Here is a 17,725-nt window from a genome sequence, read left to right as displayed (position 1 = left end):
TGTGTGGGCGTGCGGAGGAACGAGGAGGGCACTCCGCACGCGTCCACGCGTCCGTCCGTTCACCCGCACTCGCAAAACCGATCTCCCGCTCGCGTGCTGGACACGATCCGCCGCCGCTGGTACGTGACAATCCCCGTGGCGGTCGTCCTGGGGGGCGTGCTCATTCCGCTGGTGTACCTGCTGCTCCGCGCCTTCCAGGCGGACCCGGGGACGCTGTGGGACCTGGTGGTGCGGGGGCGCACCCTGCGGCTCCTGTGGAACACGGTGGGGCTCACTGCGGGCGTGCTCGCGGGCACGAGCGCACTGGCGCTCCCGCTGGCCTGGCTGACCACCCGCACGGCCCTCCCGGGCCGAAAGGCGCTCACCCTGCTGGGCGTGCTCCCCCTCGCGGTGCCCGGCTACGTGATGGCGTACGCCCTGATGGCCACGACGGGCGAATACGGCACGCTCGCGCAGACACTCGGCCTCGTGGTGCCCCGGCTAAGCGGCTACACCGGGGCCTGGCTTGCGCTCAGCCTCTCGACGTTCCCGTACCTCTTTCTGAACCTCCGGACTGCCTTCCTGGGGCTGGATCCGTCCCTGGAGGAGTCGGCCCAGGCGCTGGGGCGCGGCCGGTGGCGGGTCTTCGTGCAGGTGGTGCTGCCGCAGCTGCGCCCGGCCTTCCTGTCGGGCGGGCTCCTGGTGGCCCTCCACGTGCTGGGCGACTTCGGGGTCGTGTCGCTCATGCGGTACGACACGTTCAGCTACGCGCTCTACATCCAGTACGCGGCCTCCTACGACCGCATCTATGCGGCCTGCCTCGCGCTCATGCTGTTGATCCTGACAGGCGCGATCCTGCTGCTGGAGGCGCGGTTGCTGAAGGGGCTCCTGTTTCACCGGACGGAGAGCGGCACGAGCCGCACCGCCGTCCGGTACGAGCTGGGACGCTGGCGCTGGGGCGGGTATGCCTTTGCGCTGGGCGTGGCGGGGCTGTCGGTGGTCCTGCCGGCGGGCACGGTGGGGTACTGGATGACCGACGCGGCGGCGGGCGGGGTGCCCTGGGCCGGCCTGGGGGCGGCCCTCTGGGACTCGGTGTCGGCCTCCGCCCCCGCCGCCGTGCTGGCGGCGCTGCTGGCGCTGCCGGTGGCGTACCTGGGCGTGCGGCACCCGTCTCCCTGGACGCGCGTCGTCGAGCGTGCTGCCTACCTGGGCTACGCCACGCCCCCGCTGGCCTTTGCGCTCGCGCTCATCGTGTTCTCGCTCGGGGTTGTGCCGTTCGCGTACCAGACGCTGGCCCTGCTCGTGACGGCCTACGCGCTTCACTTCATGGCGGAGGCCGTGGGCCCCGTGCGGAGCGCGCTCTACCAGGCGCCGCCCCACCTCGAGGAGGCCGCCCGGTCGCTGGGCCGCTCGCCGCTCGGGGCGTTCGTGAGCGTCACCTTTCCGCTCGTGCGGCGCGGCCTGCTCGTGAGCATGGCGTTCGTCTTCCTCTCGGCCATGAAGGAGCTGCCCCTCACCTTCCTCCTGGCGCCGATCGGGTTCGAAACGCTCGCCCTCAACACGTGGAGCTACGCGGAGGAGGCGATGTTTGGGCAGGCGGCCCCCTACGCGCTCACCATCATGTTCGTCTCGGCGCTCTTCGTGGGCGTGCTGCTGCTCCGCGAGCAGGCGAGCGAGCGCCCCGCGGCTGCGGAGCGCACGTAGACCCGTTCAATTGTGCCGTCGCTGGACGGCACGCCGGGAACGACCCCGGCCGACGATAGGTGCCATTTTCTGTCATGAGCACCCCGATCCTCTCCGTTCAGAACCTGACCAAGCGGTTTGGGCCCGAGGCCCCGCCCGTCGTCCACGAGGTGTCGTTCGAGGTGGAGGACGGGGAGATCTTTTCGATCCTGGGCCCGAGCGGCTGCGGCAAGACGACGACGCTTCGCTGTGTGGCGGGTTTTGAGGAGGCCTCGGCGGGCACGATCGCGGTGCGGGACCAGACGCTCTCCGGACCCGGCGTGCACGTGTCGCCGGACGCGCGGGACGTGGGCATTGTCTTTCAGAACTACGCCCTCTTTCCGCACCTCACGGTCCGCGAGAACGTGGCGTTTGGGCTCGATGGGGCGTCGGAGGCGGCGCGGTCCGCCCGGGCGCAGGAGGTGCTGGAGATGGTGGGGCTCGACGGCTTCGAAGACCGGCGGCCCCAGCACCTCTCGGGCGGGCAGCAGCAGCGGGTGGCCCTCGCGCGCACCCTCGCCCCGGAGCCGGACCTCATCCTGCTCGACGAGCCCTTCTCCAACCTCGACGCCCTGCTGCGACAGGAGACGCGCCAGGAGGTGCGGGAGCTCCTGAAGAACAAGGGCATGAGTGCCGTCTTCGTCACGCACAACCAGGAGGAGGCCCTCTCGTTTGCCGACCGCCTGGCCGTGATGCGGGGCGGGCAGCTCGACCAGATCGGCACGCCGGAGGAGGTCTACTACCACCCCCGTACGCTCTTCGTCGCCCAGTTCCTGGGCCGCACCAACCTGCTGCTCTCGCAGGCCGCCGGCACCGAGGCGGACACGCCGCTGGGGCGCGTGGGGCTCAACGAGGCGGCGGAGGGGACGGTGCTGGTGTCGATGCGGCCGGAGCACCTCGCGCTGGAGGCGCCGGAGGCCTCGGACGGCACGGTGGGGACGGTCGTGGGCCGGGCGTTCAAGGGACACGACATCACGTACCGGGTGTGTTGCGGCGGGAGCGAGTACCTCGTCCACACCGACAACCGGCGGTTCTACGAGCCGGGCGACACGGTGGCCGTCCGCCCCCTCGAACCGGCCGTCGTTTTGGAGAGCCGGTCGACCCCCGCCGAGGTGCCAAGCGGTGCGACCCCGGAGCCGGAACCATAGCCGCTGGTGCCCCTTTTTGTCTTACCAAACGCTCATGCTCCCCGGTATGTGCCTCTAACCGGAGGCCGTGTAGCGCGCCCGCGACGCCTTCGCGCTGACCCACTCGTCCCGCGATGGATCGCCTGACCCACGGTCTGAATGCGGCCCTTTCGCTGCTCCTCGTCGGGGGAAGCCTGTGGGTGTTTCCGACGCTCCCCGCCCGGGTGCCGCGCCACTTCGGCCTGGGCGGCACGGCGGATGCCTACTGGGACGCGACGCTCCTGCACTGGATGGTCCTCCCGACCATTGCGATCGTCGTCGTGGGGGGGCTCTACGGCGCCGCGTGGTGGGTGGGCACGAGGCCCGCCGCCGTCAGCATGCCGGACCAGCAGCGGTACGATGCCCTGCGGCCGGCGGACCAGCGTCTGATTGCGGGGCACGTGCAGACCTTTCTGTACGGGACGGCCACGGCGACGCTGGTCCTGTTCGTGGTCGCACAGGGGAGCACCTATCACGTGGCCACGTCGGCCACGAACACGCTCCCCGAGGTCGGGTGGGCACTCACCCTCGGCATCCCTGTGGTCCTCACGATCGCGACGGGCGCCCTGGCGTGGTGGCTGCCGCGGCGCGTGCGGCGGCTCGCGGGCGACCGAGGACCGTAATCGCTGTGGTACTCGAGCTGGGACATCGCCTCAGTTGCGTAGAAAAGGGAGGGCCGAGGCCGAGGGGGGCGGGAATCCGCGAATGAGGTGCGGCTCAAACCCGAAGGCATGACGTGCCCCGCCCCTCGAACCGGTTGCCTACTCCGCCTCGCGGTACCCCCGGATCCAGTCCACCTCCAGCCGAAACGGGCCGTCCTGTCCGTCGATGATGTAGATCCCGATCGACTGCACGGCCGAGCGGTCGAGCGGGTCGACGCGCACGGGCTCGCCGTATGCGGTCTCCTCCAGTGAGTCAAAAGGGACGCGGACGGTCGTCCAGGCGTCGCGCGTCGGGACCGGCCCGCGGCGGCTCACCTCCCGCCCCCGGCTCCGGGTTCCGTCGTCGACGTCGAGTTCGAACGTGCGCCCCCCGCCGCGGACGCGAAGTTCGATCCCGTCGTAGCCCGACAGGTCCGCCCGCGACGCCGCGCGGACCGACGTGAACCCGCCGCCCTCGGTGACCACCTCTCCGGTGAACACGAGCGTGCCGTCGGCGACCTCGACGAAGCCCTCCGAGCGCCCGCCCATCACGCCGTCGTTCTCGACGCGCCACGGGGCCGTATCGGCGCCGTCGAAGGTGAAGAGCATCAGGGGCGCGGGACAGGAGGGGGGGCCGGACGAAGGGGGACTGCCAGGGCTGTTTGGGTCTGTGAGCGGTGGGCCCGGGGCGTCCGTCGTCGGGGCCGGGCGGTGGAAAACGTGCCCGACGAGAAGGACCGCGGGGACGACTGCGAGCGCGAGAAGACGAGTCATATCCTTGATCCGGAAAGAGGGGCCGCTTCGAGTGTGCGGTGTCGGGACGTTGGGGGCCCTCGTCTTCTGAATCCGGGAGCGCCTCAACTGTTGCGAGGGGACGCGGCCTCGTGCCTCCGCTCAACGGACAAGATGGGCTCGCGACGGGCAAGGAAAAGTGTCACCTCCCGCATTCATCCAAGGAAGACATCGAAGGTCGAAGACGCCACCCTTTCGTGCTGCCACGTCCGACCCGCGGCGCCGAGCCGACCCGCCCAGTCCCAATTGACAGTGGCGATGGTCCCTCGTTCGCTACATCGGGGGGGATGCGGCTGCCTTTTCTTTCTTTTCGGCGGTCTCCTCTTCACTCTGAGCCACCACTAGTTCACAGAGGAGACGCTGCTTCTCCAACTTTACCATCCTCCACATTCCTGCTAAAGCGACAAACCCCATGCAAAAAGCAAGGTAGAGCGGAAAGGCGAATTCCTCCAGTGTCCAGTTCACACCGACTCCCACGTAGGAGAGCCCCGTTAGCACGCCCCCAGAAATCAACAGCACTGTCGCGACTGCAGCGTATGCCTTTGCCCAATAGATTCTGCGTTCAAGCGTGGGCAGCTTCTCCGCTGCGACTTCGGCGTATTCCCCGGCCTTGAGCCGTTGTCGATCCGTGTAGCTCAGATGGATATCCGGATCCTCGAGGGAGGACTTGAACGCCTCTTTGACTTCTCCCCCGGCTAAAGCCGGGAGATTCTTCTGCGGGCTTCTCTGCCCTTATCCCACGGGTCTGCCCGCCTGCCTACTAGAGCCTCTCGGCTCTGTGCAGGTCTTACCAGCGGTCGCCGGGTTACACCGTTGCGGTTCAGAGCCTGTCGGCTCGGTTCGCATGTGCGGACGATACCGCACTCCGGTGGGCGAAGCCATCTCGCCAGCTACCTGGGTAGAACCTGTCGGTTCGTCCCCAGGATACCTCTCGTTCAGAATATTTCGTGCTCCTACCACGTCCCGGTGCCCCTCAAATGAGCATTGCGGGCAGTTGAAGTCTCTGCCATTTGACTTATGCCTGTGCTCGCAACTCGGACACGTCTGTGAGGTGTAGGCTTCCGAGGCCCGCTCAACGGTCATTCCGCGAAGCTGGGCCTTGTAGGTGAGCATGTGCTCGAACTTCGAGTATGCCCACTGGTGTAGGCGTTGGTTCATTCGGTCTCCGTACTTGATCCGCTCTCGGATTCCCGTGAGATCACCGACTACAACTGTTCCTGTCCGTCTCTCGTGGAGGACATTTACCAGCCGCGTCGTGACCTTGTGCAGGAAGTCCTCGATTTGATTTCGGATCTTCCGCAGTTGCCGGTCCTTGGCTCTGGCGAGCCGCTTCCAACGCCTACTTCCTTTCTCTTTGCGGTCGATCTTCGACCTCAGGGTGCTCAACATTCGGTTGTGTTGCCTGCGGAGCGAACGAAGCCGTCCGCCGTGAACACTGATGTTCTCTCCGTTCTCGACATATACAGTCGCAAGATGCCGTTCTCCGAGGTCTACTCCTGCTTTCTTAGTGCCCTTCGGCTCTTGATCTTCTTCGACATTGTACTGGCATCGGAGTTCGTATTGATCTCCGTCCCACCCAATCTCAACGCGCTTTGGTTCCTTCTCCGAAGGCCAGTCAATCAACACCGGGTTGTTCCCTCGCCCATTGGAGAGGCGAAGCACGCCATCGTCTCGGAGTTTAATTGCCCCTGACTTCCACTGGACTTTGAAATACCGCTTCTGCTTGTAGGGCGGGCGGAGCCCCTCGTAGTCTCCGTTCTTGCGCTTTTTACGCCAACTCTGGAGGCTGTCGTAGAAGCTGTCTGCCACTGCTTGAGCAGATTGGCTATGCAGCCCGTCGAAGCCTTTACAGTACATCTTCTGGGCCTGTCCCTTCGAGAGCCAGTAGCCTTGGCGACGGGCGAAGCGCCAGTGCCACTTCGTCAAGGTAGACCACAGTTCTCCCGCTTGCCGCGCAAGGCGGTCAAGCTGGTCGGTCTGGCCCAATTTGAGCTTGCGAGTCAAATACATGGCGGTTGTTCTCACTTCGTCCCGAAAGCTTTCGGGAGAGTCCGTGTATGTCCCGGCTAAAGCACGGGACCTTTACTGCTCTTCTCGCGCTCTACTCAATAATGTAAACCGAGAAAACAGCTGCTCATACATTGGATTCGTTCGTTCTATCTCGAAGAACGAGACCTTTTCGGCACACGCATAACGGTTTGCGGCTCACCGGCGCAGGGCACGCTGCCGGTCGGCTGAAACAATGAGTCTTCAAGTTAGCGCAGCGGCAACCCAAACGCACCGGCCCTGCGTCCACGTGCAGCCGCTGGTTATGCGGCGATCTCTTCCTCGGTGGCGCCAACCCCTTGATGCGGACCCGAATTCGATGCGTTCTCCTCGAAAAGCACGCGCGCACGCTCGAAAGCCGCGATTCTCGGCAGCGCTACCTTCAACGCGTAGCCCATAAAGAACATTGCCCACAGTGCTGAAACAGCTAACCCGAGCGCCCCACGCACGCCCCCTTCTCCCGCCGAACCCGGCCACCAATACAGTTCGAGGTATAACTCGAGGACGAGCACGATGGGGACCGAGAGGCCCATCCCCCAGAGCGTACGCTTGGTGCGCTTAAGGCGCTGATCGAGAATCGGGCGCACGGCGGCGACATCTTTCTCGTTGAAGGCTTGCTTCTGCCGGTAGTTCAGGCCGAGGAAACTACCCTCCTCGTCACGCTGGCGGAGTTCGCGGAAGGCGCGTCGCTTTACTTCCTCGGCGAGTCCTCTTGTCATGGTTGTCATGGCAATGCGGATTCCGTGAGAGCGGTTTGTTTACAAATGATTGTATCGCCGCATAACGTAGAGCTTAGCTGAAATGGGCGCGAAAAGGTCCGGCAGAAGACGATACAACAGATTGCCCCGGTCCACGAAGTTACCATTTCCCGGTATCGTCACTCCTGGTCGGCGAAGCAGAACCCGCTCGGTTACCCCCGCCTGACAACGCCCGCGCCCATTTTCAGGTATAGCGCCGTGTTATAGCGCCTTATTTGCCACTTGTTAAAGAAGGCAAACTGCAGTTTTTTACCCCCCACTCCCACAATCTCTTAAACCCATAAAGAGAGGCTTTTTCGGAGGTGTAACCCATTTCTAATATTTCGATCGATCCATGAGGCGACTCTTCAAAGGCTACCTCCGCGGCATTTTCAGCAGGAGGCCAATGGTTACCCCGCTCTTGACTACCATATGACTCGGGTAGGTTTTCTGAAAATACTACTTTACCTCCATCATTTTTTATTACCATTTTACCATCCCCTCCGATACTCACCTCCTCGTTAGTCCATCTTCCTCCCTTGATCCCAAACGTAGAGCTCACCCCAATAGAAATATGGCAACCCCCGCCGTACTCATCGAATCCTTTCTGGATACCTAAGTCTTCATTCCCAACCACATTAACCCGTGCAAAGCCGTCACGATCATCAGATTTGTAGATATCGAGCTCTGCGTCTGATAGACCACCAGAGACCCCAATATCTTTCCATCCACACTCATCCCTCCCCATGTTGTAGACGTACGCTAAATTAGGCGCGTCTAATTCGGTGTCATGCTTTGCATAGTCAGGCCAGTCAAAGTAGCGCAAGCGGACACGACTGCCCTTGACTAAAGCACTTACTACCGCCTCAGCTCTCTGGGAATTTGTTAAGGTCAAAGCCTCCTGTTGGTTCGGTCCACTAAGGCTGTTCGGAGCGCGTTCGCCTACTCGTACCAAGTGGGTCCGGTGTCCCTTCTGGGTTGTCCCTCTACACCGATTATCTAGCCAGGGCATCGAAATATAGAAGCTGGTGGAGAGTGAGCGGCGCTATAACATATCTTATACGGATCCATTCCGTCATATCACATTATGACGATCGGCATAATATGAGTCGATGGATCGGAGAAGTCCATAAGATCCAAGCATTTGCGAAAATGGAATGAGTGTTATGCCGAACCGATCCGGATAATAACGTTATGCCGACCGGAGTGTATGCGTTTACAGTGTACAGTTTTCTTCTGTGTACATCAAGCCAAATGTCTTCCGCTTCCTCGTCATGGCCGGTTCGTCTTCACCGGACTCGTCTTCGGGTGGCTCGTCCCCCTTTTTGAATCGCGTTCGGGCGGCCTGTCGCCGAAAAGGATACACCTATTGGACGGAAAAGACCTATCACCGCTGGATCGTCCGCTACGTCAAGCAGCACGGGACTCAGCATCCGCGTGCGTTTGGAAAAGAAGAGGTTCGGGACTACCTGTCCCACCTCGCCATGGATCGAAACGTGGCCGCCGCCACGCAGAACCAGGCCCTCAACGCCCTTCTGTTTCTCCAGCTTGGGCGTGCTCGGCGCAGGGTGGGACGCGGGATCCGACTTCGAGCGGGCTCAAGGGCCGGAGCGGCCCCCGGTCGTTCGGACTCCGGAGGAAGTGAAGGCGCTCCTGGAAGAGACGGACGGGCTCGACGGCCTCGTTGCTCATCTGCTCTACGGGGCCAGGCTTTGGCCCTCGGAGGCACGTCGATTGCGAGTCAAGGACCTGGATTTTGAGTACGAGCAGATCACGGTGCGGCAGGGCAGCGGGAAGAACGATCGCTGCACGATGCGCCCCGCGTCGCTCGAAGCCCCCTCCGGCGGCCGCTTCGCAAGAGCAAGGCCCTCTGGGGGGAAGACCTGACGGCAGGGGACGGCACGGCCTCGATGCCGAAGGCGCTCGCGCGAAAATACCCGAGCGCCCTGACCGAAGGGCGGAAGTAGTCTCTGGGCTGCGCCGCTTCCGTAGCGGCGTTGCCGCCCGCCCGTTCTTCGGGGCGTCCGTGCCACTTCGTGAGAACCGATCGCGTCAATGCCCGGCGCTCCCGCTTCCGTTCGCTGCCCCCTCGTCCTCGCTCGTGTCCCCCAGCATCGCGGCCAAGGGGACGGGCCTTCTCTTCGCCTTTCGGCCCGCACGGAGACCATCGGGGGCAACCCGGGGCCACCTCGCTCTGCGTTCACCTGGTGAGAGGGCGTCCCGCAGCACATTCGTCCCCTGCGGGGGGATTTCTCACGATTGGTGGGGGCTTGGGGGCACCGATCCGATGCAGATGAGGAGCGCATTTCACGGAAGGCAGAATGGGGGGCAATCGTCCAGCCTCGCTGCGGGCAGGGGAGCGTTTCGTCACGGCCGTGTGGCGTGCTGAGGCTCGACGCCCTCGGCGCGTGGCAGCTGCACGCTGAATCGGCTGCCGACTCCCTGTTCGGTCTCAACAGTGACCGTCCCCTCCATCGCGTCGGCCGCCTTTTTCGTTACGGCGAGGCCGATGCCCGTCCCTTCGTGGGTGCGGTCGTGCCCCTCGGAGGCCTGTCGAAACGCCCCGAATAGGTCCTCGACCTCGCCCGGATCCATGCCCATCCCCTCATCTTCTACCTCCAGGACCGCAGCCCCCGCGTCGTCTTCGTGGACGCGCACCCACACCCGCGACCCTTCCGCGCTGTACTTGATGGCATTCGAGATGAGGTTGCGAAGGATGATCTGAACCCCCCCCGCTGTCCGCCCGCGAAACCACCGGTCGATTGGGGGTTTCTACATGGAGGTCGATGCCACGCTCGTCGGCCTTCTGGAGAAGCTGACGGGCGCTGCTTCGGGCCTCCTGGGTCAGGTCGACCGGTTCGAGAGAGAGGTCCATCTCTCCCGTCTCCAACTTCGACAGGTTCAACACTGCGTTGAGCGTGTTCAGGAGCCGATGTCCGCTGTTTTTGATGAGGCGGGCAAACCGCACAACGTTTTCCCCAGCCGCGTCCCCGGCCGCGTCCCCAATGGTTTCGGCGAACCCAATGATGGACGTGAGCGGGGTTCGAATCTCGTGGCTCATGTTCGCGAGAAAGACCGACTTGAGCCGGTTGGCTTCCTCCGCCTCCCGCCGGGCCGTTTCGGCGTGCTGTTTTGCCCGGCGCAGGTCCCGTTCCTGACGCTTGCGATCGGTGATTTCCACGCCCAGACACAGGCGCCGCCCTTCCTCAAGGTCCGTTCGCCACCACTCTGTAATCAGCTGGTGCCCATCTCGGGTCTCGGGGCGAGACTCCAGGCGGTCCGTCGGGGCCCCGTCCACGAACGCCAGGGTCTCGCGTCGATCCGTGTCGTCCGGATACAAGAGCGTCCAGGCATCGTCCCGTGCCAACAGCTCCTCCTCGGTCCACCCCAGGACGTCCTCGAACTGCTTGTTAATGCGCTCGAACCGGTTGTCCTCGTCGAGCAGCATGATCATTACGGGGGCACTCTCGAAGACGGATTCGAACAGCTTCCGCATCCGCTCGCTCTCGCGCTTGGCCTCCTTCAGTTGGCGGGTGCGGCGGTCCACGGCCCCCTGCAGCACAACGCCCCAGATCACGGCCCCCGTCGCCAGGCCCCCGAGAATGATGAGGGCAACGCGGAGGTATTCCCAGGTCAGGCCGCTCTGCACGAGGTCGCCGTCGTCCCTGGGCTCGATCAGGTACCGGTTTCCGTGTTGGCTTACGATGCCCGTCGCCTCGACGACGTCCCCCGTCTCGAACCGATCCAGCCGGAACCGGTCTCCGTGGCGGTCGGCAACGAAGAGGGACAGCCGGGCCGACGAGGACCCGTCCGGGCTTTCGAGCACGAGAGACCGGCCCCTGGAGGTGCGTCGCTTGTCGACGACCCGTCCCCGTGTTCGGGCGAGCCAGCCCTCATAGTGGTCTTCGACGGTGGTGGCCACGGTGAGGGGGACCGGCACCGGGGTGCGGGGGGGCGACGGCACGACTCGGTACTGTGCCACGTCGATTGCCGTCAAGCCCCTCGCCTGCAGGAGCCGTCCCCGCACAACGAGGCTGTCGCCCCGGCTCACGAGCGGGCCGTCGGGGAGACGAACGTGAATCCCGTCGGTGTCGTCCTGAAGGGTGGCCACACTGGGACGGACGTGAGAGAGTTGAGCGGGAGCCGCGGTCACCCGTCCGCTGACGGCCAGGGTGTCGCCGAGTCGGTCCGGCGTGCCGTCCCCGTCTCCGTCTGCGAGTATGGCCGAGATCATTGGGGTGAGGCGCATCTGGAGGCTATCAATTGGGGGCGGCGGGGCCGAACGAGCGGTAGAGGGAGCGCCGAGAAGGCACGCGCCGAGGAGGAGGGAGAGAATCAGTTGGGGCATCGAACGGTGGGGGAGGGAGGATGCATCGAAAAGATCGTCTTGCCGACTCTGAGCGTCGGCGTGCCCCTTCGGAAACGGGACAAAGAAAAACGAGAACCGCCCGGTCGAGGGGCTGCGCCTTCAATTATCGCGGGCCGAGGCGGCAGAGCCAAATTATGTTTTTTGAAACTAAGGCCCTGGGGCCCACGGCCCTGTCGCCCGTGTGGGGCCACGAGCGTCCGGTGGGAACGTCTCCGGTCCGCACCACGGGGGGCAGCAGAGGCCTGCGGCCGTCGTTCTGTTCGGGGCGGTCTCCTGCGTGGCCTGTGGGCCGCGTGACACGGGGTCGTGTGTCGGGCGGGCCCGTCGTAACGACTGAGGCTCCAAGCAGTACAGTACATCACCCTGAGGTCTCATCATCATCCCTTGTTTCCATGACGACCGACTACGACGTCCTCGTGATTGGCGGCGGCGCCGGCGGCCTCTCCGCGGCCGGCATCGCCACCAACCTCGGCGCCAAGACCGCCATGATCGAGCGGGACGCCCTCGGCGGCGACTGCACCTGGACCGGCTGCGTGCCGAGCAAGACGCTCCTCAAGGCCGCGACGGTGGTGCACCAGGCCCGGACGGCCAGCAAATACGGCCTGACCGACCAGTCCGTCGACGTCGACTTTGGGGGCGTGATGGACCACGTCCGCCAGGTGCGCCAGGAGGTGTACGAGGAGGCCGACGCGCCGGAAATCTTCGAGGACCTGGACATCGACGTGCGGGAGGGGGACGCGCACTTTATCGATGCGCACACCGTGGGCGTGGAGCGCGCGGACGGGTCGACCGAGCAGGTGACGGGCCGCTACGTGATCGTCGCGGCGGGGGCGCGTCCGCTCGTCCCGCCCATCGAGGGCCTCGGCGAGGTCGACGTCCTCACGAACGAGTCGCTGTTCGAGCTGGAGGAGCAGCCGGAGCGGCTCGCGATCGTGGGGGGCGGGCCGATCGGGACCGAGATGGCGCAGGCCTTTGCGCGGCTCGGCACGGAGGTCGTCGTGCTCGACATGGCCGACCGCATCCTCTCCAACGACGACGCGGAGCTGGCCGCCACGCTGCGCGAGACGCTGGAGGAGGAAGGGGTCGAGTACGTGTTAGGCGCGCAGGTGGAGAAGGTGGCGCAGTCCGGCGGCACCATCACCATTTCGGCGGGCGAGCAGGGCCCCGTGGAGGCCGACGCGCTGCTTCTCGCCACGGGCCGTACGGCCAATGTCGACGGCCTCCACCTCGACGCCGCGGGCATCGACTATACCCGCCAGGGCATCACCGTCGACGACCGCTGCCGCACGAGCCAGGGCCACGTCTACGCCGTGGGCGACGTGACGGGCCGCTACCAGTTCACGCACATGAGCAACCACATGGCGAAAGTGGCGGTCACGAACGCCCTCCTGAAGGTGCCTTCCAAAATCGACGCCGACCACGTGCCGTGGGTCACCTACACGGAGCCGGAGCTGGCGCACGTGGGCGCCCACGCCGCCGACCTCGACGAGCAGGGCGTCTCGTACGAGACCTACCGTTTCCCCTACGACCAGCTCGACCGCGCCATTACCGAGAGCGAGACGACCGGTCAGATCAAGGTGCACGCCACGTCGCTCACCGGCAAAATCCTGGGCGCGAGCGTCCTCGGCGAGCGGGCCGGCGAGCTCATCACGGCGTTCACGATTGCCATGCGCAACGGCGTCACGCTCCGCAACATCGGCGACACGATCCACCCCTACCCGGCCTACGGCGAGGGGGTGCGCCGCGTGGCGGATCAGTGGTACGTGCAGAAGCAGTCGCCCACCGTCACGAAGATGCTGCAGACGGTCTTCGGCTACCGCGGGCCGGTGCTCAAGTACGGGCCGGACGAGATCGTGTAGCCCGGAGACGAAGGGAGGCGGGCTGGACGGACGCGCAGTCGATGAGGACGTGCCGGCAAAAGAAACCTTGGGGGAGACGGCTGGTGGAAAGGGCGTGTGAACACGCTCCTCTCCGCGCCCCTGTTTTCCACTTCGTCCCTGCACGCTCATGTCCATTCGCCTCGTGCTCGCGACGGGAATCGCCGCCGTCGCGTCTGCGCTCCTCCTCGCCCCGTCCGCCTACGGCCAGTCGCTAAAGGTCGAGCCGACTCGTCCCACCCTCCAGGTTGGGCAGAGCCAGCAGCTGGAGGCCTATTACGTGAACGCGGACGGGGAGCGCAGGCGCGACACGACCGTCGTCTTCTACGCCCGGGGCGACGGCGCGCTCACGTCCCGCAGCGGCGAGGTGACGGCCGAGGCCCCCGGCACCCACGAGATCATCGCGCTGCGGCCCGGCACCGGGTCTCAGGATCGCATCGTGCAGCGCGTGCCGGTGACGGTTGCCCAGGCCCCGGTCGGTGAGGTGGCGTTCGCCGAGGCCCCGGCGCAAGTCTATGCGGGCACGCAGGTGCCCTTCGTCGCCGAGGCCCGGACGGCAGACGGGCAGGTGCGCGATGATGTTGCCGTGCAGATGGAGAGCAGCAATCCCGAGGTGGCCACGGTGGATCGGCTGCACCGAATCGACGCCGAGGCGCCCGGACGCGTGACGATTACGGCTCGAGTGGAGGGCCACGAGGCCACCACGACCGTGGACGTGAGGGAGAACCCGGTGGCGTCGCTGACCCTGAGCGGCGGGGCCGACTCGGCCCGCACGGGGGACGTGCTCGACTTTGCGGCGACGGCCCGCACCGAGGCCGGCACCGCCGTGGGCGACGCCCCGATCCGGTACGCGGTGCGCACCGACCACACCGAAGAGATCGCGCCGGGCGCCACCGCCGAGATTGGAGCCGACGGCCGCTTCGTCGCGGAGGACGCCGGGCAGTACACTGTCGTGGCCACGAGTGGGGGGCACACCGCCACGCACACCGTCTCCGTCACGCCGCGCGGCCTGGAGGGGGCGATCGAGGTCGTGGGCCGGGGGCGCGTCTCCAACGTGCACACCTCGGACCTCTGGGTGTGGGAGGCGCCGGACGGCCGCGACTACGCCATCACTGGCACCTGGGGCGGCGACGGCGAGGCCTACTTCTGGGATGTGACCGACCCGTCCGACATCACGCCGGTCGACACGGTCACCGTCGACGCGCGCACGGTCAACGACGTGAAGGTGAGCGACGACGGGCGCACCTGTATCATCAGCCGCGAGGGGGCGTCCGACCGGAAGAACGGCATGGTGATTCTCGACTGTTCGGACCCGACCGACGTGTCGATCATCACCGAGTACACGAACCGCCTCACCGGCGGCGTCCACAACCTGTTCATCTACGAGGACCACGTCTACGCCCTCAGCAACGGCCGCCGCTACGAAATCATCAACATCGAGGACCGCGCGAACCCGACCCGGGTCACCGACTTCGAGCTCGAGACGCCCGGCCACTCGATCCACGACGTGTGGGTGGACGACGGCATCGCCTACTCGTCGAACTGGGACGACGGGGTCGTGATGGTGGACGTGGGCAACGGCGTGAAGGGCGGTTCGCCCTCGAATCCGGTCGAGATCGGGCGCTACGCCTACCCAAGCGGCTGGAACCACGCCGCGTTTCCGTACGACGACGCGGAGACGGGCAAAGACTGGGTCGTTGCAGGCGACGAGGCCTTCCCCAACGGCCTGAACACCGAGAACGAGCCGACCATTCCCGCCGGCTGGCTCCACTTCGTCGACGTCACCGACCCCGAGACCCCGTCCGAGGAGGCGCGGTACCGCGTGCCCGAGGCCGGCTCGCACAACTTCTGGGTGGACGGCGACACGCTCTACGTCGCCTACTACAACGCCGGGCTGCGCGTGGTGGACCTGTCCGGCGACCTGAAGGGCAACCTCTACGAACAGGGCCGCGAGATTGCGCACTTCAAATCCCACGACCCCGAGGGGCGCATCCCCAACGCCGCGATGGCCTGGGGGCCGCAGCCGTACAAGGGGCACGTCTTTTTCTCCGACTGGAACTCCGGCCTCTGGGCGGTGGAGCTGACGAGGGAAGAGTGATGCGTGAGGACGTGATGCGTGAGGCCTGACGAGTGAGGAGGGACCGATGGCCCCAACTCACCAACCCACTAACCGACCAACCCATCAACCAACCCCCATGCACCTGCTCCGGACGCTCCTCCTTGTCATCTGCCTGTTCGGCCTGGCAGCAGCGCCGGCCCTCGCCCAGAATTACTACGCCTACGTCGCGTCCGAGTCGGCCGACGAGGTGGCCCTGGTGCGGTTTGATGCCGACACCGAATCGGCGACCGTGGAGGAAACCGTTCCTGTCGGCTACATCGCGCCCGAGACGGAGGGGGCCCACGGCATGACGGTGGCGCCGGACGGGGAGCACTGGTTCGTGTCCATCGCCCACGGCAAGCCCTACGGCCGCGTCGCGAAGTACGAGACGGGGACGAACGCGAAGGTCGACACCGCCCACGTCGGCATGTTTCCGGCCACGATGGAGGTCTCCTCCGTGACGGGCCTGCTTTACGTTGCGAACTTCAACCTGCACGGCGAGCCGGAGCCAAGCACCGTGTCGGTCGTCGATCCGGAGGCCATGACGGAGGTGGACCGGATCGAGACGGGCATCATGCCGCACGGCTCCCGCTTCGCGCCGGACGGGCGCACGCACTACTCGGTGAGCATGATGGACGGGACGCTCCACGAAGTTGACGTGCTCACGGGCCGGGTCACGCGCACCCTCACGACCGGCGAGGGCACGCCGAAGCCGACATGGGTGGACCCGCACCCCTCGCGGCCGCTGGCGTACGTGGCCCACAATGGGGCCGACGAGGTGGTCGTGGTGGACCGGGACGACTGGGCGGTCACGCAGCGGCTGCCGACGGGCGAGGGGACCGCGCCGTACAACCTGGAGGTGTCGCCGGACGGCACGACGCTCGTGGTCTCCTACAAGGGGACCGGCGAGACGGGCATCTGGAACCTGGAGACGGGCGAGCGGGCGGCGCGGCTGGCCAACAGCCAGTCCGTCACGCACGGCGTCGTGATCTCGCCCGACAGCCGCTACGCGTTCGTCTCGGCGGAGGGGCGGGGCGACGACCCGGGCGCCGTCGACGTGTTTGACCTGCGGTCGAACGAGCGGGTTGCGTCCGTCGAGGTGGGGCCGCAGGCGGGCGGCATCGCGTTCTGGAAGACGGATGCGACGACCACCTCGGCCCGATGACGGACGCGCCCGGTACCTACGCGTTGCTGCTCCAGAATGAAGAGAGACAGGAGATTGAGGTGGGCGCCCTCGGCGCCATGACGGTCCGGCCCGGCGTGTACGTCTACGTCGGGAGCGCCTTCGGCCCCGGCGGGCTCCGCGCCCGGGTGGGGCGGCACGCTCGGGGCGATGGCGCGCTGCACTGGCACGTCGACTACCTGCGTGCGGCCACGGCGCTGGAGGCGGTCTGGTACACCCACGACCCCGAGCGCCGCGAGTGCACGTGGGCCGCGGTGCTCCGGTCGCTCTCCGGCGCCTCGGTCCCGGTCGACGGCTTTGGGGCGTCGGACTGTACCTGTCCGGCCCACCTCGTCCGTTTTGAGGCCGCGCCATCCGTCTCGACGTTCCGGACGCGCCTTCGTGGAGAGTGTCCGGATCACGAGATGATCTCTCGCTTCGAGCCGTAACGTTCCACCGTCCAACGTAGGGTCCGGTGGAAAGGGGCACTTCCCCGGAAGAACAGCAGTCGGGAAAGAGACGACTCCTACCACTTGGGAAAAAACGTAACGACGCAATGCGCACCCTCGGCAACATCCTCTGGTTTCTGATCGGCGGCCTCGAGATGGGACTGGCCTGGTGGCTGGCCGGTCTCGTGATGTACGTCTCCATCGTCGGCATCCCGTTCGGCATTCAGCACGTCAAGATTGCGGGCCTCACGCTCTCGCCGATCGGCAAGACGGTGGTGCGGGAGGAGGTGGCGCAGGCGGCGCGAGGCCGCTGAGTCCTTCACGTCGAATGGGCCTCGTCCGTGAACCGCCTCAAAAGGAATCATGCCCGCTTTTCGTGCCCCTGCTCGGGCAATGCGCAAGTCGAAGAGGGGACCCCTCGGATTCCGAACTGCGTTCGTCGGCTCGCTCCCGCCATTTCTCGGTGGGGTACGCAACGTATCCTTGCCGTAACACCCCTGTCCTAACCAGAAACGCGTGCCCACCCCGACGGTGTAACTTCTTCTGTAGAAATCTAGGCGCCTTTGCCCTCACGCAATACGCATCACGCGCCCCAAGTGAAACGAGGAAGTGCCCTTGGGGTGCAACACGAGGGCCCGGCAGGGCGCTTGCTCCGAGCATCCCCCTCCACGAAGTTGCCGACTCCCC

15 protein-coding genes and 1 pseudogene are annotated in these 17,725 nt (G+C 65.6%); 10 read left to right on the top strand and 6 right to left on the bottom strand.

Annotated elements, in window-relative coordinates; all coding sequences use genetic code 11:
* Positions 1 to 93: 93 nt before the first annotated feature.
* From SRU_RS12605 to SRU_RS12595, 3 genes are all read left to right on the top strand, one after another.
* Positions 94 to 1,683 (top strand): ABC transporter permease, encoded by a 1,590-nt coding sequence (locus tag SRU_RS12605; RefSeq protein WP_164923631.1) that lies wholly within the window; start codon positions 94 to 96, stop codon positions 1,681 to 1,683.
* A gap of 74 nt (positions 1,684 to 1,757) precedes the next feature.
* Complete coding sequence (locus SRU_RS12600; protein ID WP_011405115.1) at positions 1,758 to 2,849, top strand: ABC transporter ATP-binding protein; 1,092 nt, start codon at positions 1,758 to 1,760, stop codon at positions 2,847 to 2,849.
* A gap of 113 nt (positions 2,850 to 2,962) precedes the next feature.
* Positions 2,963 to 3,490 (top strand): DUF1648 domain-containing protein, encoded by a 528-nt coding sequence (locus SRU_RS12595; RefSeq protein WP_011405114.1) that lies wholly within the window; start codon positions 2,963 to 2,965, stop codon positions 3,488 to 3,490.
* A gap of 138 nt (positions 3,491 to 3,628) precedes the next feature.
* Here the strand turns inward: SRU_RS12595 and SRU_RS12590 are convergent, their stop codons facing one another.
* The 4 genes from SRU_RS12590 to SRU_RS12575 all read right to left on the bottom strand — a co-directional run bounded on the left by SRU_RS12590 (position 3,629) and on the right by SRU_RS12575 (position 7,909).
* Positions 3,629 to 4,282, bottom strand: coding sequence for a CIA30 family protein (locus SRU_RS12590; protein ID WP_164923630.1), 654 nt, complete (start codon positions 4,280 to 4,282; stop codon positions 3,629 to 3,631).
* Positions 4,283 to 5,032: 750 nt separating this feature from the next.
* The gene (locus SRU_RS12585; RefSeq protein ID WP_011405112.1) at positions 5,033 to 6,310 is read right to left on the bottom strand and encodes an RNA-guided endonuclease InsQ/TnpB family protein; all 1,278 of its coding nucleotides are present in this window, start codon (positions 6,308 to 6,310) and stop codon (positions 5,033 to 5,035) included.
* 299 nt (positions 6,311 to 6,609) lie between these two features.
* Positions 6,610 to 7,074, bottom strand: a complete 465-nt coding sequence (locus SRU_RS12580; protein WP_164923629.1) for a hypothetical protein — start codon at positions 7,072 to 7,074, stop codon at positions 6,610 to 6,612.
* A 241-nt stretch (positions 7,075 to 7,315) separates the two neighbouring features.
* Positions 7,316 to 7,909: a hypothetical protein gene (locus SRU_RS12575; RefSeq protein ID WP_164923628.1), complete on the bottom strand. Its 594-nt coding sequence runs from the start codon at positions 7,907 to 7,909 to the stop codon at positions 7,316 to 7,318.
* Positions 7,910 to 8,357: 448 nt separating this feature from the next.
* Here SRU_RS12575 and SRU_RS15860 point away from each other — a divergent pair.
* Together SRU_RS15860 and SRU_RS15575 are read left to right on the top strand one after the other, a co-directional pair.
* Positions 8,358 to 8,615: pseudogene (locus SRU_RS15860) on the top strand (site-specific integrase); the annotation flags it as partial.
* A gap of 22 nt (positions 8,616 to 8,637) precedes the next feature.
* Complete coding sequence (locus tag SRU_RS15575; protein WP_237702058.1) at positions 8,638 to 8,970, top strand: hypothetical protein; 333 nt, start codon at positions 8,638 to 8,640, stop codon at positions 8,968 to 8,970.
* Positions 8,971 to 9,450: 480 nt separating this feature from the next.
* Here SRU_RS15575 and SRU_RS15570 read toward each other — a convergent pair whose 3' ends face one another.
* Both SRU_RS15570 and SRU_RS12560 read right to left on the bottom strand, forming a co-directional pair.
* Positions 9,451 to 9,774, bottom strand: coding sequence for a sensor histidine kinase (locus tag SRU_RS15570; protein WP_237702057.1), 324 nt, complete (start codon positions 9,772 to 9,774; stop codon positions 9,451 to 9,453).
* Complete coding sequence (locus SRU_RS12560) at positions 9,689 to 11,431, bottom strand: histidine kinase dimerization/phospho-acceptor domain-containing protein (RefSeq protein WP_011405110.1); 1,743 nt, start codon at positions 11,429 to 11,431, stop codon at positions 9,689 to 9,691. The genes SRU_RS15570 and SRU_RS12560 overlap by 86 nt, the downstream gene beginning before the upstream one ends.
* A 413-nt stretch (positions 11,432 to 11,844) precedes the next feature.
* Here SRU_RS12560 and SRU_RS12555 point away from each other — a divergent pair, with 413 nt between their 5' ends.
* From SRU_RS12555 to SRU_RS12535, 5 genes are all read left to right on the top strand, one after another.
* Complete coding sequence (locus SRU_RS12555) at positions 11,845 to 13,311, top strand: dihydrolipoyl dehydrogenase family protein (RefSeq protein ID WP_112904604.1); 1,467 nt, start codon at positions 11,845 to 11,847, stop codon at positions 13,309 to 13,311.
* A gap of 148 nt (positions 13,312 to 13,459) precedes the next feature.
* The gene (locus tag SRU_RS12550) at positions 13,460 to 15,427 is read left to right on the top strand and encodes an Ig-like domain-containing protein (protein ID WP_011405108.1); all 1,968 of its coding nucleotides are present in this window, start codon (positions 13,460 to 13,462) and stop codon (positions 15,425 to 15,427) included.
* A gap of 97 nt (positions 15,428 to 15,524) precedes the next feature.
* Positions 15,525 to 16,592 carry a YncE family protein gene (locus SRU_RS12545; protein ID WP_237701742.1) on the top strand — a complete coding sequence of 356 codons (1,068 nt, stop codon included), beginning with the start codon at positions 15,525 to 15,527 and terminating at the stop codon, positions 16,590 to 16,592.
* Entirely contained in the window at positions 16,589 to 17,038 is a 450-nt protein-coding gene (locus SRU_RS12540; protein ID WP_011405106.1) for a GIY-YIG nuclease family protein, read from the top strand. Before SRU_RS12545 ends, SRU_RS12540 begins: the two co-directional genes overlap by 4 nt.
* A gap of 107 nt (positions 17,039 to 17,145) precedes the next feature.
* Complete coding sequence (locus SRU_RS12535) at positions 17,146 to 17,352, top strand: YccF domain-containing protein (protein WP_164923626.1); 207 nt, start codon at positions 17,146 to 17,148, stop codon at positions 17,350 to 17,352.
* The last annotated feature ends 373 nt before the right edge of the window (positions 17,353 to 17,725 follow it).

The organism is Salinibacter ruber DSM 13855, from assembly GCF_000013045.1.
Taxonomy (GTDB): Bacteria; Bacteroidota; Rhodothermia; order Rhodothermales; family Salinibacteraceae; genus Salinibacter; species Salinibacter ruber.
The sequence above is the reverse complement of the archived record's forward strand: the minus strand, read 5'-3'. Positions and strand labels throughout refer to the sequence as shown.

What these genes read in the sequence shown, in the direction of transcription:
- SRU_RS12585 (WP_011405112.1), bottom strand. Translation starts at nt 6,310, where the DNA reads ATGTATTTGACTCGCAAGCTCAAATTGGGCCAGACCGACCAGCTTGAC.
- SRU_RS12540 (WP_011405106.1), top strand. Translation starts at nt 16,589, where the DNA reads ATGACGGACGCGCCCGGTACCTACGCGTTGCTGCTCCAGAATGAAGAG.
- SRU_RS12595 (WP_011405114.1), top strand. Translation starts at nt 2,963, where the DNA reads ATGGATCGCCTGACCCACGGTCTGAATGCGGCCCTTTCGCTGCTCCTC.
- SRU_RS12545 (WP_237701742.1), top strand. Translation starts at nt 15,525, where the DNA reads ATGCACCTGCTCCGGACGCTCCTCCTTGTCATCTGCCTGTTCGGCCTG.
- SRU_RS12550 (WP_011405108.1), top strand. Translation starts at nt 13,460, where the DNA reads ATGTCCATTCGCCTCGTGCTCGCGACGGGAATCGCCGCCGTCGCGTCT.
- SRU_RS12590 (WP_164923630.1), bottom strand. Translation starts at nt 4,282, where the DNA reads ATGACTCGTCTTCTCGCGCTCGCAGTCGTCCCCGCGGTCCTTCTCGTC.
- SRU_RS12580 (WP_164923629.1), bottom strand. Translation starts at nt 7,074, where the DNA reads ATGACAACCATGACAAGAGGACTCGCCGAGGAAGTAAAGCGACGCGCC.
- SRU_RS12535 (WP_164923626.1), top strand. Translation starts at nt 17,146, where the DNA reads ATGCGCACCCTCGGCAACATCCTCTGGTTTCTGATCGGCGGCCTCGAG.
- SRU_RS12555 (WP_112904604.1), top strand. Translation starts at nt 11,845, where the DNA reads ATGACGACCGACTACGACGTCCTCGTGATTGGCGGCGGCGCCGGCGGC.
- SRU_RS12600 (WP_011405115.1), top strand. Translation starts at nt 1,758, where the DNA reads ATGAGCACCCCGATCCTCTCCGTTCAGAACCTGACCAAGCGGTTTGGG.
- SRU_RS12560 (WP_011405110.1), bottom strand. Translation starts at nt 11,431, where the DNA reads ATGCCCCAACTGATTCTCTCCCTCCTCCTCGGCGCGTGCCTTCTCGGC.